The organism is Labrys neptuniae (assembly GCF_040797145.1).
GTDB lineage: Bacteria > Pseudomonadota > Alphaproteobacteria > Rhizobiales > Labraceae > Labrys > Labrys neptuniae.
In genome coordinates this window covers 127797-141776 of the sequence record NZ_JBFNQD010000011.1, presented here as the reverse complement: position 1 = coordinate 141776, position 13980 = coordinate 127797, and the positions used below count along the sequence as shown (strand labels likewise).

Sequence of the window (13980 nt, the reverse complement as noted above, 5' to 3'; positions counted from 1 at the left end):
GGAGCGGACGACGACGCGTTGATGTTTCATGGTCAATTGCATCGGAAGAAGATATGAGCCGCAACATCGTCTTATTGCTGATTGTCGCAATCGTCGCGGTAGCCGGCATTGGTGCCTATATCTACCATGAGCAGAATAAGAATACTGTGCAGATTACCATCGGAAACCAGGGCGTAAAAATCAAAGGGCCGTCCGACTGAGCCGCGGTGCCAGGCGCCTCAGCGCTGGTCTTCCGTCTGCCCTCGATGCGGACTGCTCCCCTGGAACACCGCTTCTCCTGGAACATTGTCGTGCAAGGATGGTTAGCAAGGCCATAGCAATTCCCCGCCCCCGCCGCATGCGTGGGCAACACATGCGACAGGACCTTTGCAAGTGACTTCCCGGCACAAACCTCCTAGTCTGTCGGCAGGCGAGCGAGGAAACTGCGTCTTGATCTTCCCTGGCTCGTGCAAGTTGCCCCCGACCAACGGCGAGACGAGCAGTTCAGTGGACAACGATCAGAAAAGCGACAAGGCCAGATCCGCAGACAAGGAAGTGGCGCGCATTCTGGCCCGAGTCGAGCGCGAACCCATTCCACAGCGTCTGCTCGAACTTGCCTTCAAGCTCCAAAAGGCCCTGAGGGACGCCAAGAAGGCAGACTGACCAGGAAGTGCGCTCGCTCTCCTCTCCTCATGAAACGCGGAGTTCAAGCCTCGATCATCCTGTCTATCGCTTGGCTAGAATCGTCCGACGAGCCCCCTTCATGCAATGGCCTTCCAGCAGCCAGAATGTGGTCGGATTGATATGGCAGGATAATTGGACAGCTTGTGAGCCCGGCCCAGGGAATGGGATTTGGCCCCGATGGGGTGGCAACGGCGTTTTGACTTTCCCAGGTCGTCGGCAGACATCCGATTGGTCGCCTTTACGGTGGCTACAGATGGGAGTTCTTCCAATGAAGCTGTCGCCCACGCACGTCACACAAACACTGAATCAGATCAGGGCTGAACCCGTCGCCGAAAACCATCCCGTATACAGCCAGTTCGCCCGGTTGTTCGGGGAGCATACGTTCTTTGTCGACGACGAGGGGCTCAACATTGTCGAGCCGATGGCATCGGATAAGGACAGCGCCCAGAAGATGGAAGTGGCCCGGTTGGTAAGGCTGGCCCATTGGTGCGACGAATATCATTCCAGCCTGGTGCCGCAGGTACCGCAAAAGACCGATACCGTGGTCATGCTGAGCAAGGCAGCCTGACGCCCAAGCGTCCCGGCCGCGAGCCGGCGGGATAGGCGCGGCGCGGATTTCGCAATAGGCCGGCGTAGCAGGCCGACATCATCCGCACCGCTGTTTACACTCGCTTACTTGCGAGGCGTAGCCTTCGCATCTCCGGGAAGAGGTATGCAATGTATGGCAAAGTTTCCCTGTTACTGAGCGGCATCGCAATGGGCGCGGCAACCGCATTCGCCGTCACGCATTCCGACCTGCTCGGCCACGCCAACGCCTCCGCCAGCGATGCCTATCGCGAGCTCAATCGCTTTGGTGACGTCTATGAGCAGGTGCGCGCGAGCTATGTGACCGAGCCCGACGACGCCAAGCTCGTCGCCGGTGCCATCAGCGGCATGGTCTCCGGCCTCGATCCGCACTCGCGCTATGTCGATGCCGCCGGTTTCCAGGACATGCAGGCCCAGACTTCCGGAGCATTTTCGGGAGTTGGCCTCGAGGTCACCATGGAGGGTGATCGGCTCAAGGTCGTTTCCGCCATCGACGATACGCCCGCCGCAAAGGCTGGCCTTCTTTCCGGCGACATGATCACGGCCATCGACGGCAAGTCCACGCAGGGCATGCCCCTGCAGCAGGCCAGCCAGAAGATGCGCGGGCCGGAGAACAGCACGGTCACGCTCACGGTGCGGCGTGGGGACGATGCACAGCCTGTGGACGTCAAGCTTGTCCGCGATACCATCAAGCTGTCTTCCGTGCGGACCAGGAAGATCGGCGGCGATATCGCCTATATCCGTATTGCCCAATTCAGTGGGAATACGTTCGACGACTTCCTCAAGGCCATGATGGAAGCCGGGGCGGACAAGGGAGGCCGGAACCTTGCCGGTTTCGTCATCGACCTGCGCAACAATCCTGGCGGCCTGCTCAGCCAGGCCGTCGAGGTGGCGGGTGCCCTGATCGGGCGGGGCGAAATCGTCTCCACGCGCGGACGTGGGCCCGACGATTCTCTGCGTTATAGCGCCACGGGAGGCGGCCTCGTTCATACCAAGCCGATCATCGTGCTCGTCAATGGAGGCTCGGCCTCCGCCGCCGAGATCGTAGCAGGCGCGTGGCAGGACCATCGCCGTGCGACGATTCTGGGCACGCGTTCCTTCGGCAAGGGATCGGTTCAGACCGTCTTTCCGCTTGGCGACAACGGCGCCCTGGTGCTGACGACTGCCCGCTACTACACGCCGTCGGGCCGATCGATCCAGGCCAAGGGCATCGATCCGGAAATCGTGGTGAAGCAGGCCATCCCAGCCAATCTGAACCAGCAGGATGCCGCCGGCGGTGAAGCCGGCCTCAAGGGACATCTCGACAGCCAAGGCGACACCGAGCAGGGCGGCTCGTCTGCCTATGTCCCTGACAACGAGAAGGACGACATGCAGCTCAATGCCGCGGTCGAATTGCTTCATGGCGTTCGCAAGAACCCATCCTTTCCAGCCGGCGGAGCGGCACGCCGCTGAGCATTCGGGACAGGTGTCGATCCCACAAAATTGCCATTCGAGCGGCAAACGATCGAACCCTTTCCGTGCGAGGCTTGTCCGTGATGATCCCTGACCACAGAGCGGAAAGGAGACATCATGTACAAGCTCACGTCCGCAACATTCGCCACGATCGTCCTGGCTTCGGGCATTGCCACCGGCCTGGCCCAACCCGCCACCAATCCGGCGGACACACCCAATGACGGCGTTATCGAGCGTGCTCCCGGGAAAATCAGGGCCGTCACGGTCTCAACTCTCGACGAACTCTCGATTCCGCAGCGTATCGCGGCCAATCAGCAGATCGCCGAAACAGGCCCGAGCGAACTGCAACATTTGAGACAGGTCATCGCCGATACGCCCCGCCTGCAAGCCGCACTCGAAGATTATGGCTCGGCGCCGTCCTCGGTGATCGCGATGACGTTCGATGACACGGACGAGGTAACGCTGGTCATCGCCTCGTAAACCGCCTCGGCCCCTTCCCCTGGCAAGGTGCCCTCAAGATCCTGCGGCTCCCTCGGACGGCAGGATCTTGAGATTGCCCGCCTTCGACTTGCCGGTCTTGGCATCGACCACCAGCTCATAGCCCATTCTTTGGCCCTCGCGCACCGTACTGATGCCGTTGCGTTCGAGCTCCCTGATATGCACGAAAGCGTCGATGCTGCCGTCATCGGGCGCGATGAAGCCATAGCCCTTGTCGTAATTGAACCATTTCAGGCTGCCGGTGATCATTTCCAATCCCTCCATGGCAGAACGCCACATCGAATTCGAACGCAAGCCGAAGGCATTCGTTCCGATTTGCACGTGGATGGACGGTCGATCGATCGGTGGACAAACGAGCGATGCCGGGGAAGCACCGCATGGAACGATCCGGCCCAAACCAGGTTGGGAAGATGCGAAGCACGGAACGCCAGGCGTTCCAGGCTTCGTTCGACCGACGCAAGCGTTGGTCGTGGCGGCTCGGCCCCTACAGATCGACCCGAGATCCCCGGGGTCGGGCCGTTCGGCCATCGTCCATGTGGCTCGGTATCCGCGCCTGGGATCGGCCGATGAATCGAAATCTTCGATATGAGGGAGAATTCGAACGATGATCCGAAAATTGAAATCAGGAGAGTATCGCATCTATTCGCGAAAGGTGGATCCCAAGACGGGCAAAAGGCGCAATCTCGGCACGTTTCAATCGAAGGAAGCTGCCCAAAAGCACGAACGCGAGATCCAGTATTTCAAGCGGCACTGAGGCTGGACGACAGACCGGAAGCCAATCGCGCCGGCCTGATCCTCCGGCAGTGCCCGATGGCCAGATGCGCCGCCTCCTCGCTCGTTCACGCCCACTACGCTCAAATCGACCGGACCGCCGCCTGAGCAGAACCTTCGCTGCCTCGTCGGCATCGGCAGTGCGATCATCGCCCGTAACGGCGAGGGCGAACCCCTCGCCCTCCCCCCGTTGATCCTGCCGACGCCCATGGACCATGTCGGGCCTAGGCAACGGTGAGGACACCCAACAGCACCAGCAGGAATACGATCAGGGCGATCCCGATCAAGACCCGGGCTCCCGTCGCGGCCGCTCCCGCAAGCGCGGGCATACCCAACAAGCTGGCTGCGGCAGCAACGATCAACAGAATGAGGATCCAGTGAAGCATGGTAGCACCTCCTTGATGTGGCGCTATCGAACCTCGACGGCCGGCCTTTGTTCCCGCCCCCGCCACCGAGACTGCACCAATCCTGACAGCTGACTTGGGTTCAACCGATCGAATGCTGGCAGGGGCTGTGTATCCGAGTATTTCAGCTCGGAAATACTCTCCACCCCTAGTAGGGCGCTCCGATTTGCCTGCTCGTCTCGATCAGGAACCATGCCTGACATTCTCTGGACGCGGAGACCTCGCAAATTCGAAAGCGGAACGATCCCCCGGCTGCGCAGTTTTTGCATTGTTGCAACCAGGGATAACGATCATGGCTGATTTGCTTAGAATATTTGCGGCGGCCGGCATGGCCATCTCCGTCGCAGCCTGCGCGAGCGACAATCCGGGTGATCGCGCCGCCGGCGGCGCGGTTATCGGCGGCGTCGGTGGCGCAGCTGTGGGTGCTGCCGTCTCGAACCGGCATCCCGGCCGCGGTGCGCTCATTGGCGGCGCCATCGGTGCCGTCGGAGGGGCTGCCGTAGGTGCCGCGACGACACCGCCCAGCAGCGGCCGGTCATGCGCACGGATCGGATATGATGAGTATGGCAACCGTGTATGCACCGCCTATTACTGATGCTGTGGTCCGGAGCTGTTCCCAGCTCCGGACCGCGACGCGTGCAGCCACCGCGCGCCGTGCTCCTTCCTCCGACCGGGATTGGAAGGTCTCGATTACCAGCCATTTCCTGGGTGCGCGCCGGCAGATCGTCTGGCCTTGATGCCGATCGACAGCGCGCATTCCGGTAACGTTGAAAGATGCAACAGTCTGGGTCGCAAAGCATTGCTTCGACGATTCTTGGCATTGATCTGCAGGCGAGTTACGGCACAGGCCGGCCCGCATGAGAGCCCGCATACCTCCCCGAATGCTCAAATGCCACCGACCCTGGTCGGATTCATCATTTGGGTCTCGGGCCGGCACCAGATCTGGATCGGCCTATGCGCCATTTTGCTGTTCGTTGCGGATACGGTGCCGCTCGAGGTGCAGCGGCGCCTGGTCAACGCCGCCGTGAAGGGCGGAGATGTCTATAACGTGCTGATACTGGCGATGATGTTCGCCGCCCTGACCTTTCTGCAGGGCCTGATCAAGATCGGCCTCAATCTCTATCGCAATTGGATCGGCGAGTCGGCCGTGCGGTGGCTCCGAAACGAGATCTCACATGTTGCGCAGCGTCCCGACTCCAAACTGCCTTCGGGTAAGGCCGGCGGCGTCGAAATCGCCATGGTCGTCGCCGAAGTCGATCCGATCGGCGGCTTTGTCGGCGCGAGCCTTTCCGACCCGATCCTCCAGATCGGCATCTTGCTGTCGGTGTTCGGCTATCTCATCTATCTCCAGCCGTTGATGGCCCTCGTCGGCGTCCTCGTGTTTCTGCCGCAGTGTTTCCTGGTGCCGCTGATGCAGGGGGCGATTAACCGCCGAGTGGGGGCTCGCATCTGGGTGCTGCGCAAGATCAGCGTGATGCTGGTCGACACGCTGCAACGCGACGAGACGACCAATCATTCTCAATCGAGACGCGTCGACCAGGTATTCCGCCTGAACATGAGCATCTTCAGGCTCAAATTCGTGCTCAGCTTCACGATGAACTGGCTCAACTCTCTGGGGACGGCGGTCATCCTGGGAATTGGCGGCTATTTCGTCGTTCAGGGCCGGACGGAGATCGGAACCGTCGTCGCCTTCGTCGCCGGGCTCGCAAAGATCAACGATCCCTGGAGCGATCTGGTGAACTGGTATCGCGATTATCGGGTGATCCAGGCCCGCTATCACCTGGTTTCCAGTGCCTTGCGCAATGCCGGTACGAAGGCAGACGGTCGCGAGCGGCCAAGCTCTCTTTCGCCACCGCGGGAGTGATGGCCGCGCATCCGAATGATGGGACCGGCCTTCCTGGCCAACGGGCCATTCGACGGCCCGCGCCGGAACCATCGCCCTCCCCTCGTGTTTCTCGCAAGGAGGTAGGAGATGACATCTTCAATGTTCACCCAGCCGATCAATATCGACGGCATCACCATCGGCGACGCAAACGAGGCCGCGGATTATCTGCTCAACAACTGGCCCGCCGACAGCGGCGAGCGCTATGACTTCGCCAAGCGCGTCTGTCTCGAGGCGATCGAAGGCAAGCGTGATCCCGAAGACGCCAGGGCGGCTTTCCTGCTCGCCGCGGAGGAAGCCGGGGTGATCCTCACATGATCACGCCCTTCCATCGGAACGAAATGTCCCCACCGCAGTTCGATTAACCGGAGGGTTGACATGTATAACCGCGCTTGGCTGCGCCCGGTCGAGCTCCAGACCTATATCGGTGATTACCGCATAGTTGGCTCGACGGACGAAGCCGTCATCTTTCTGCTCAAGCACTGGCCCATCGATTCCGATGGCGAACCGGCTGCAGGGCGTCAGGGATTCCTGGAGGCCCTTGAAGGAGCGGAGGCCGGAGATGCCCGGGCCGTGTTCATCGAGGCCTGCCTGCAACTCGAAATGCATGTGATCGGATGATCGGAGAGGAAAAGCCCGAGGCCATGGCTGCAGGAACCGGCATGCACCGACAACGTTTGAGTTTAGGAGGTGTGCCATGGCCATGAAAATCTGGAGCAGCCCCGTGAAATTCGAGATCGGCGCAGGTCAGTTCCGAGTGGTTGTCTCATGCGAGGAAGCCTCTGACTTCCTGCTGAATCATTGGCCAACCGAAGGCGGAGACAAACATCTGCTTGCCAGACGCGCTTGTCTCGATGCCTTGGCCGGATCGCTCCCCGCCGATCACGCCCGCAGGGCCTTTATCGAAGCCTGTGAAGAATCCGGCATGCATGTCACGCAATGAGGGAGAGTACGATGCCCGATCCGAAAGAACCGAAGCCCGCGACTCCAGCGCCGACGGAAAGCCCTCCGCCCATGCCGGAGCCAAACCCGAAACCCCCGAATGAAGTGCCCATCGTGCCGCCGCCGCCGGGAAACACGCCGATCGCGCCGGATGTGCCCAACCCGCCGGAGATGCCCCCTTTGGTCGATCCCAACCAGATATGACCGAAAGCGCACCTGACGATGCCTTCCAAATAAGCTCGGACATCATTTGCTTTCATGCTACGCTGCGGGCGTAGCATGACGCTTCGCTTTTGAAGGGAAGACAACGGCAAGCCGAGCCGACATCCTTCCCGAAAAGCTCACCACGGTTGGCGTGGAGCGCTGGCGGAAGGCCAGCATGCCGTAACCTCATACGATATGTCGGAGCCTTCGGCCCGTTTCCGGCCTGATGGACGAGAGGAACACTATGGATACCCTGCCCTGGAGTCGACCGGTCCGATTTGAGACCGATGTCGGGCGATACCGCATTCTCGTCTCGACGGAAGAAGCATCGCATTTTCTGCTCAATGACTGGCCCCAAGTCACTGGACCGCGGCTTATCGACGCTCGCCGTATCTGCCTCGACGTCATGGCGGGCACGGACGAACCCGACAATGCCAGAACCGCGTTCGTCGCGGCCTGCAAGGAAGCCGATATACGCGTAATGCCGTGAAGGAGGTTCGGATGGCCGCTTCGAAGCATCGGAAACCACTCGACGGTCCTTTCCGCGGGACCAGGAACAAGGGGCCTGGCGTCGAAGAGATTTCACCGGACGAAACACCGATCATACGGCCAAAGGTCGACTATCCTGCCCAGGCGGACGATAAACCTGTCCTGGAGCCCTATCCGCAGCCCGCCAAGAGAAGGAAAGGCGGAACTGATCGGATGCATGTACTCTGACAGCGCTCCGACGCTGGTACCCGGCCATCCCGCTCGCCGTCATTGCAAAGACGACGAATGGCTTCTGCCCCCCGCCCGCCATCGAGGGTAGCGAGCCAGAGAAGGCCTTGCGCATTTTTCGCAAGAGGGGAACACCCGGATGGAAGCACCGGGTCTGAGCGGCTCGGCCGCCGAGGTCGGTGTGATCGGCATTGGCCGAGCCGCCTCGGCTGATCTCACCATCAGCCGAACGATACGCCGAATGCTTTCGCATCGATCGTGTCGCACCTTCCAAACAGGTATCTCGATTCTTTGTTCCCTACTCATGCAACGGCCCGGCTCTCGGACCTGGGGGAAAGGTCGGCAACGAGGAACCGGACCGCCGGACTCTACACTGCGAGGCCGGTCATTGGGCGACACAAGGCATCCACGACCTCACCCTTTCCGAACCATGACGGACCAAGACTGTTCCCGCTAAAATGCGTGAAACACATGGCTCGGCGAAGCTTTCTCTGGGAGGAACGCTGGCCAGGCCGCCTCGTCGGCACCCCCCATTGCCGAGCAGCACGACTGGCTCCGGAGCCGATGGCCTCAGCCTAGCGGCATTGTCGATCGAACCGTCCACGCTCCCTTATAGTCGAGACTGCCATGCTCATCCAACGTCGCCGCGACAGGGGTCAGCACCAGCTGCGCACCAGCCGCGGCAACCGCCACTTCTTCTGCGGTATGGGCGAGAATACGGCCGATCAGTGGTTCTCCGACCCCTGGCACCAGCGTTATCGGAGCACCCTCGTAAAAGTCAGGCTGACTATGGCCAGGGGCGGGGGAGAATGTGACGATGCTCCCCACCGCAAGAGGCTCGGGAATGTCGGAAACCATGGGTGCTCTTCCTTCAGGTGCCGCGAAAGTCTTCAAGCGATATCGCTGCGGGTAGTATGGCTGCTGCTGCATTGCGCTCAGGCCGAGCCCTCAAATTCGGGTCGCGTCATCAACGCGTCGAAGTGTTCGACTTCGAAGATCTGAGGTGTCTTGCCGGGATCCCGAACAGCCGAAAAATCCGTGAACTGGTCTGGGTGGGCCCTGGCCTGCCGATACTGCATCACGGCTTCCTTCAGGCTGATGTCATGGCCTTCGAAACTGACGATTTCTTCGGGATCGTAATCAAACATCGAGGTCATTGCGCTGCCCTCCCCAGCATCGAACCCGCGAACGGTACGAAAGATCCCGTTGCGACATTTATCTGCAGCAATGCCACGCGAAACTTTCAGCCTCGCCGCTGGTTCCAGGAAACGACGCGATCGGGAAAGTTCCATGCCAGAAGCCGATTGCCCGCCGCCGCGGGCGACCTATCGTTTGCAGCTGAACGCCCGCTTCAATTTTGCGGCGGTCGAAGCCATAGCCGCCTATCTCGCCCAATTGGGAGTGAGCCACGTCTATGCCTCCCCGTTCCTGAAAGCGAGGCCGGGCAGCAGCCATGGTTACGACATCGTCGATCACTCGGCCCTCAATCCCGACCTCGGCACCAAGGAAGATTTCGATCTGATGATGCAGGCCCTACGCGCCAACGGCCTGGGCCTGATCCTCGATTTCGTCCCCAACCATATGGGCGTGAACGGTGCCGACAATCCCTATTGGCTCGACGTGCTCGAATGGGGCCAGGAGTCGGCCTATGCCGGCTGGTTCGACATCGACTGGCAGCCCGAACCTTCGCATCTCAGGGGCAAGGTCCTGGTCCCCGTTCTCGGCGACCAGTACGGCGCAGTGCTTGCCGGTGGTGGCCTCGAGCTATGTTTCGATGCCAGGGCCGGGGAGATCGCCATCTGGGCTCACGGCGCCCACAAGCTCCCCATCCATCCCGGACATTATGGCCGTGTCCTTGGGAGCGACCATGCCGCGCTCGAAAAACTGAGCGATGCCTTCTCCCACCTCGAAGGGTTCCACCCGCATGAACAGCGCAGGGCCGGACAACTCAAGGCCGATCTTGCCGCTTTGGTCGCAGCCGAACCGACGGTGACGGAGGCCGTCGCGGAGCGTCTGGGGCGTTTCGCCGGCATGGCCGGCGAGCTGGAGAGCTGGAAACGGCTCGACCGGCTGATCGCCGACCAGCATTGGCGCGTGGCTCATTTCCGTGTGGCCGCCGACGATATCAACTACCGCCGCTTCTTCAATATCAGCGATCTTGCCGGCTTGCGCATCGAACATGAGGAGTTGTTCGACCACGCCCATCGCTTTGTCTTCGAGTTGATCGCCGAGGGTGTGCTGGACGGGTTGCGCATCGACCATATCGATGGCCTGCTGGATCCCAAGACATACTGCCGCCGCTTGCGCGAGAAAGCGCCGCGGCCAATCTACCTGGTCGTCGAGAAGATCCTCGGAGAAAACGAGGAACTGCGGGAGGATTGGCATGCCGACGGCACGACCGGCTACGAATTCGCCAACCTCCTTACCAATCTGCTGATCGACCCGAGCGGCCAGGCACAGCTCGATGAGCTTTATCGCCGCTTCACCGGCGAGCGGCGCAGCTTCAAGGCCATCAGCCGCGAGGGCAAGCTGGCCATCATGGCAGACGAAATGGCCGGCGAACTCGACGGGCTGGCTCGCGAGGCTGCCCGCATCGCGCGTTCCAATCCGCGCACTGCCGATTTTACCCGCAATGTCCTGCAGCGTGCACTCAGGGAAATCGTCGCCGGGTTTCGTGTCTATCGGACCTATGTCGATGCGGAGGGTGCCAGCGCTGCCGACCTTCAGGAACTCGAAAGTGCCTTCACCCAGGCGCGGCGCTCGGGGCGTGGCATAGACCATTCGGTGTTCGACTTCCTGTTCTCACTACTCGGCGGCGAGGCCGTTGCAAAGCCCGGCAGCGGTTTCAGCCGGCAGGACGTCATGCGTTTTGCCATGCGGTTCCAGCAATATACCGGGCCGATCATGGCCAAGGGGGTCGAGGATACCGCCTTCTACCGCTACAACCGCTTCATTGCCGCCAATGAGGTTGGCGGCCACCCCGGCCATCTCGGCGCCAGCGTCGAGACTTTCCATACCGCCAATCTCGCCCGCCATGCGGGCGCCATGCTCGCGACGTCGACGCATGACACCAAACGTGGCGAGGACTGCCGGGCACGCCTTGCCGTTCTCAGCGAGATCCCGGTGGATTTTACCGAAGCCACCGCCCGCTGGCGGTCCATGCTCGACGGGAACGAGACCAGGCCTGATGGCAACGACATCTTCCTGCTCTTTCAGTTGCTCGTGGGTGCCTGGCCCGTGGAGCTCGTCTCCACCGATATCGGGGCGTTGGAGCGGTTCCAGGAGCGCCTGCAGCTGGCCATGCTCAAATCGGCGCGCGAGGCCAAGGTTCACACCAACTGGGCAGCGCCCGACGAGATTTATGAAAAGTCCCTGCACGACTATGTTGCGGCCGCTTTCGCGAACCAGGATTTTCTTGCCGATTTCATCGGCTTCGAAAAACGCGTCATCGAACTCGGTGCTGCCAATAGTCTCACGCAGACCGTGTTGAAGTTCACCGTGCCCGGCGTTCCCGATATCTATCAGGGGGCGGAGGCCTACGATTTCAGCCTGGTCGATCCGGACAATCGCCGCCCGGTCGACTGGGTCTGGCGCCGAGAGAGCCTGGGAAACATTCGGCCGGTCGCGCGAGACAACCTTCTCGACGGAAGCGCCAAATTGGCCACCATCGCCAAGCTGCTCGAGTTGCGCCGCCGGCATGAAGCCTTGTTTGCCGCAGGAGACTATCGGCCCATCGAGATGGCAGGCGATCGCGTCATCGCCTTCTCGCGACAGCATGGCGACTGCGCCCTCGTCGTCGTGGCCGCGCGGTTCCCCGGTCGTGGCGCCATCGACGGCTTTCTGCCCCTCGCCCATCATTGCCCCGTCTATGGCGATCTCCTCTCTGGACGCCAGATCACCCCCGGCAAGGAAGGCATCGATCTTGCTATGCTGCTGGCAGAGCTGCCCGCCGCCGTGCTGGTGCCGCAGACACCGCCGGCAATCCGGCACTCGCAGCCATGATCATGCCGCCAGGCCACTACGAACCGCGCTTCGGCCCCGTCCTGCGCGACGGCAAGGTTCTGTTTCGCCTTTGGGCGCCCAGGCAATGCCGGGTCGGCCTGCAATTGGGACAGACGACATATCCGATGCACAACCATGGCGGCTGGCATTGCCTGCCGGTGGCCGCCGACTTTGGTGCCCGATATCGCTTCGTGTTGGAAGACGGCATGACCGTGCCGGATCCGGCCAGCCGCTTCCAGCCCGAGGACGTCCATGGTCCGAGCGAGCTGGTCGACCCGGCGGCCTATCGCTGGCGCAATACGGACTGGCAGGGACGCGCCTGGCACGAAACGGTGCTTTACGAGCTTCATATCGGAACTTTCACGCCGGAAGGGACTTTCGCCAGCGCGGCGCAACGGCTCGACTCTCTCAGTGAACTGGGGGTGACCACCATCCAGCTCATGCCGGTGGCCGATTTTCCGGGGAAACGCAACTGGGGCTATGACGGCGTCCTTCCCTTCGCGCCGGACGCAGCCTATGGCCGGCCGGAGCAACTGAAAGCCTTCATCGACGAAGCGCATGGCCTCGGCCTCTCGGTGCTGCTCGACGTCGTCTACAATCACTACGGAGCCGAGGGGAACTATCTGCCGCTCTATGCTCCCGTCTTCACCGAACGCCACCAGACCCCTTGGGGCCCCGCCGTCAACTATGACGACGAAGGGTCTGCCGAGATCCGGGCCTTCACCATCGAAAACGTGCTCTATTGGCTGGAAGAGTTCCGCCTCGACGGATTGCGTTTCGATGCCGTGCACGAGATACGCGATGCCGGGGACCGTCATCTCCTTGCCGAGATCCGCGCCGCGGTCGGCGCCCTCATCGGCAATCGTCCTGTCCATCTCGTGCTGGAGAATGAGGAAAACAACGCCGAATGGCTCGCCCGGCAATCGGAAGGAACACCGGCCTTCACCGCGCAATGGAATGACGACGTCCATCACGCCCTGCATGTGGCCGTGACCGGCGAAAACGCAGGCTATTACGGGGACTATGCCCATCGGCCCGAATTGCTCGGCCGCGCCTTGGCACAGGGCTTTGCCTTCCAGGGCGAAACGATGGCCTATCGCGGCAGTCGTCGCGGGCAACCCTCGGCCCATCTGCCGCCGGATGCCTTCGTCGCCTTCCTGCAGAATCACGACCAGATCGGCAATCGCGCCTTTGGCGACCGCATCCACCACCATCATCCGCTCCGAGCCGTGAAGGCCGCCGCGGCGGCCTGTCTCCTGGCACCGCAGATCCCCATGCTGTTTCAAGGCGAGGAGTGGGCCGCCTCTACGCCTTTCACGTTCTTCTGCGACGTCGAGGGTGAACTGGCCGATGCGGTGCGCGAGGGGCGGCGCAACGAGTTTTCGCGCTTTCCCGACTATGCCGATCCGCAAGCGCGCGAAGCCATTCCCGATCCCGTCAGCGAACAGACCTTCCGCTCAGCCAAATTGCTGTGGCCGGAACGGGAGAGGCCCCTGCATGCGGACATGCTGAATTGGTACCGGCGCATCCTGTCGGTTCGAGCCACGAAGATCGTACCGCTCATACCGACCTTCCTGCAGGCCGGTATGTACACAGTCGACGAGAACGGGGTCGTCTGCGTCGATTGGCGCAGCACCAGCGAAACGGTGCTCCGCCTCGTTCTCAATCTCAGCGACACGCCGAAACCGATGGAGACGGCCATCCAGGGCCAGCCCATCTGGACAGAAGGTCAACGGGAGGGCGCAACGCTCGGCGCCTGGACCGCAATTTGGACGCTTGAAACACCGGAGAGGCCGCCGGCGTAATGTGTCTCGACGACGCCGGCAGCCCCACCAGCGCAGCCAGGAGGCAATTTCTCCC

The 13980-nt window shown here is 61.6% G+C and carries 18 protein-coding genes; 13 read left to right on the top strand and 5 right to left on the bottom strand.

Features of this window, described 5'->3' with window-relative positions:
- Positions 1–53 precede the first annotated feature (53 nt).
- The 5 genes from ABXS05_RS25895 (at position 54) to ABXS05_RS25875 (ending at position 3180) form a co-directional block, all read left to right on the top strand.
- Entirely contained in the window at positions 54–200 is a 147-nt protein-coding gene (locus ABXS05_RS25895) for a hypothetical protein (protein ID WP_311939540.1), read from the top strand.
- 286 nt (positions 201–486) lie between these two features.
- Positions 487–642: a hypothetical protein gene (locus ABXS05_RS25890; protein ID WP_367625843.1), complete on the top strand. Its 156-nt coding sequence runs from the start codon at positions 487–489 to the stop codon at positions 640–642.
- Positions 643–931: 289 nt separating this feature from the next.
- Positions 932–1231: a hypothetical protein gene (locus ABXS05_RS25885; RefSeq protein WP_311939546.1), complete on the top strand. Its 300-nt coding sequence runs from the start codon at positions 932–934 to the stop codon at positions 1229–1231.
- 149 nt (positions 1232–1380) lie between these two features.
- A complete protein-coding gene (locus ABXS05_RS25880; protein WP_367625842.1) occupies positions 1381–2700 on the top strand; it encodes a S41 family peptidase in 1320 nt (439 codons plus the stop codon).
- A 117-nt stretch (positions 2701–2817) separates the two neighbouring features.
- A complete protein-coding gene (locus tag ABXS05_RS25875; protein ID WP_367625841.1) occupies positions 2818–3180 on the top strand; it encodes a hypothetical protein in 363 nt (120 codons plus the stop codon).
- A gap of 33 nt (positions 3181–3213) precedes the next feature.
- On the opposite strand, the gene ABXS05_RS25870 is transcribed toward ABXS05_RS25875, so the two are convergent.
- A complete protein-coding gene (locus tag ABXS05_RS25870; protein ID WP_367625840.1) occupies positions 3214–3447 on the bottom strand; it encodes a cold-shock protein in 234 nt (77 codons plus the stop codon).
- A gap of 746 nt (positions 3448–4193) precedes the next feature.
- Entirely contained in the window at positions 4194–4355 is a 162-nt protein-coding gene (locus ABXS05_RS25865) for a DUF1328 domain-containing protein (RefSeq protein WP_311939554.1), read from the bottom strand.
- Between the two features lie 310 nt (positions 4356–4665).
- On the opposite strand from ABXS05_RS25865, the gene ABXS05_RS25860 reads away from it, so the two are divergent.
- From ABXS05_RS25860 to ABXS05_RS25840, 5 genes are all read left to right on the top strand, one after another.
- Positions 4666–4968 carry a YMGG-like glycine zipper-containing protein gene (locus tag ABXS05_RS25860; RefSeq protein WP_311939556.1) on the top strand — a complete coding sequence of 101 codons (303 nt, stop codon included), beginning with the start codon at positions 4666–4668 and terminating at the stop codon, positions 4966–4968.
- Between the two features lie 81 nt (positions 4969–5049).
- On the top strand, positions 5050–6237 hold the full coding sequence (locus ABXS05_RS25855) for an ABC transporter transmembrane domain-containing protein (RefSeq protein ID WP_367625839.1): 1188 nt from the start codon (positions 5050–5052) through the stop codon (positions 6235–6237).
- Positions 6238–6345: 108 nt separating this feature from the next.
- Positions 6346–6573 (top strand): DUF982 domain-containing protein, encoded by a 228-nt coding sequence (locus tag ABXS05_RS25850; RefSeq protein ID WP_311939560.1) that lies wholly within the window; start codon positions 6346–6348, stop codon positions 6571–6573.
- 60 nt (positions 6574–6633) lie between these two features.
- Positions 6634–6876: a DUF982 domain-containing protein gene (locus ABXS05_RS25845; RefSeq protein ID WP_311939562.1), complete on the top strand. Its 243-nt coding sequence runs from the start codon at positions 6634–6636 to the stop codon at positions 6874–6876.
- A 76-nt stretch (positions 6877–6952) separates the two neighbouring features.
- Positions 6953–7198 (top strand): DUF982 domain-containing protein, encoded by a 246-nt coding sequence (locus tag ABXS05_RS25840; RefSeq protein WP_367625838.1) that lies wholly within the window; start codon positions 6953–6955, stop codon positions 7196–7198.
- Here ABXS05_RS25840 and ABXS05_RS25835 read toward each other — a convergent pair.
- Positions 7188–7457 carry a hypothetical protein gene (locus ABXS05_RS25835; RefSeq protein ID WP_367625837.1) on the bottom strand — a complete coding sequence of 90 codons (270 nt, stop codon included), beginning with the start codon at positions 7455–7457 and terminating at the stop codon, positions 7188–7190. The two genes, ABXS05_RS25840 and ABXS05_RS25835, sit on opposite strands and share 11 nt — an antisense overlap.
- Before the next feature lie 188 nt (positions 7458–7645).
- On the opposite strand from ABXS05_RS25835, the gene ABXS05_RS25830 reads away from it, so the two are divergent.
- The gene (locus tag ABXS05_RS25830; RefSeq protein ID WP_311939568.1) at positions 7646–7891 is read left to right on the top strand and encodes a DUF982 domain-containing protein; all 246 of its coding nucleotides are present in this window, start codon (positions 7646–7648) and stop codon (positions 7889–7891) included.
- Positions 7892–8688: 797 nt separating this feature from the next.
- Here the strand turns inward: ABXS05_RS25830 and ABXS05_RS25825 are convergent.
- Together ABXS05_RS25825 and ABXS05_RS25820 are read right to left on the bottom strand one after the other, a co-directional pair.
- A complete protein-coding gene (locus ABXS05_RS25825; protein WP_311939570.1) occupies positions 8689–8976 on the bottom strand; it encodes a hypothetical protein in 288 nt (95 codons plus the stop codon).
- A 77-nt stretch (positions 8977–9053) separates the two neighbouring features.
- Positions 9054–9410 (bottom strand): hypothetical protein, encoded by a 357-nt coding sequence (locus tag ABXS05_RS25820; RefSeq protein ID WP_367625836.1) that lies wholly within the window; start codon positions 9408–9410, stop codon positions 9054–9056.
- Between ABXS05_RS25820 and treY the strand changes: the two genes are divergently transcribed.
- The gene (gene treY / locus ABXS05_RS25815) at positions 9409–12120 is read left to right on the top strand and encodes a malto-oligosyltrehalose synthase (RefSeq protein ID WP_367625835.1); all 2712 of its coding nucleotides are present in this window, start codon (positions 9409–9411) and stop codon (positions 12118–12120) included. The two genes, ABXS05_RS25820 and treY, sit on opposite strands and share 2 nt — an antisense overlap.
- Positions 12117–13925 (top strand): malto-oligosyltrehalose trehalohydrolase, encoded by a 1809-nt coding sequence (treZ, locus tag ABXS05_RS25810; RefSeq protein ID WP_367625834.1) that lies wholly within the window; start codon positions 12117–12119, stop codon positions 13923–13925. Before treY ends, treZ begins: the two co-directional genes overlap by 4 nt.
- Positions 13926–13980 lie beyond the last annotated feature (55 nt).